This is a genomic window from Segatella copri (assembly GCF_024330485.1).
Lineage (GTDB): Bacteria > Bacteroidota > Bacteroidia > Bacteroidales > Bacteroidaceae > Prevotella > Prevotella copri_L.
On the sequence record NZ_JANDWX010000090.1, the window covers coordinates 1 to 1,257 of the forward strand.

The 1,257-nt window shown below is 42.6% G+C and carries 1 protein-coding gene; it reads right to left on the minus strand.

Features of this window, described 5'->3' with window-relative positions:
- Positions 1–1,014, minus strand: a 1,014-nt coding sequence (locus NNC77_RS16450; RefSeq protein ID WP_254986910.1) for a transposase, incomplete at its 3' end; no start/stop codon positions are given.
- Positions 1,015–1,257: the final 243 nt, after the last annotated feature.

The following is a 1,257-nucleotide window of genomic DNA, read 5'->3' on the forward strand; positions in this document are numbered from 1 at the left end:
AGCGATGTATGTGCTTGCCATAATCTCCTTGAAAGAAGCCATGGAATACGGCAATTCATTTTCCTTCATCATCACTTTCGCAACATTCTGTGATGCGAATGATGCATTATAGGAAAAGTCCAACTGGTTCTTGTGTCTTGCTTGGCAATGCGTAAGACCAGTATATTGCTTTGCATCGCGAAAACAAAACTCTATTTGGAATCTTGAGCGGTATGTGCGCAACACTTCCTCACCCGACATGGATGTCTTTGTTGAGAAGAAAAGCTTGTGTTTTCCGTTCGGCATAACCCAAATGACAAGGCGCACTTTCTGCTTCAATGCCTTTGAATAGGCTATGAGTGTGTAGGCTGTGCCTTCAAGTCCTTCAATATGCAACTCTGCCATACGTGTGAGGTCAAGTTTCTTGTAGTTGATTTTTCCGTCAAGTGTCTTGGGACGTCCAGGCTTATTGGAACGAGGTCCCGTATACACATAATATAGGCTCGCAGTATCCCTGAAGCGGCTGACAAGATGGAAACCGCACTCTTTGATTCCGTCCACAAACGGACGGATAGAGAAGAAAGCGTCAGCGACAACAATATCGGTGACCTTCAACAAATCCTTCTTATAACGCTTGATGACCGCTATGTAATGTTGCACGAGAGTCATGTTACGCATTTTCAATTCTCCAGTAGATGGAGTCTGATGGGCGCGCAGCATCATGCAACTGTTGGCATGGACATCGACAAGTGCAAGCCCCATGATTTCAAGCCCATGCTTCATGGAACTTGCACAACCGGACCAGAAAGTACCGATATGCGGAGTCTTCTTACCCGACTTGCTGATGTAGCTCGGATCGATGGCTATAGCCAATAGACCATCCATATTCAAGTAACGTCGGCATAGGGCAAGGTTGAACTTCACCCAGTCTATGCATTTAGCACGACCACGGTTGAAGTTCGTTCTGTAGGTCTGCTCACAATGGGTGCCGTAACGCTCCATTTGAGTGAAATTTATCTTTCTTTGTATCGTCATGTACAATAAAAGTATTTCCAAGAGTAGACTCTCGAAAGTTTTGCTTAACTTTGCAGATGAACTTTTGATAGCATCTCTGCATATTTCCGTATATTGGTTGAGTGGTTCTGATGTCATATAACTTTGAGCTTAGAGAACTATAAAGTTACTGATAATCAGCCACTTAACCAAATTTTATTAGTTATATTACGTTAATTAACTCTCTCATTTTCAATCGATTACATAAGAATTAACAGAGTATTG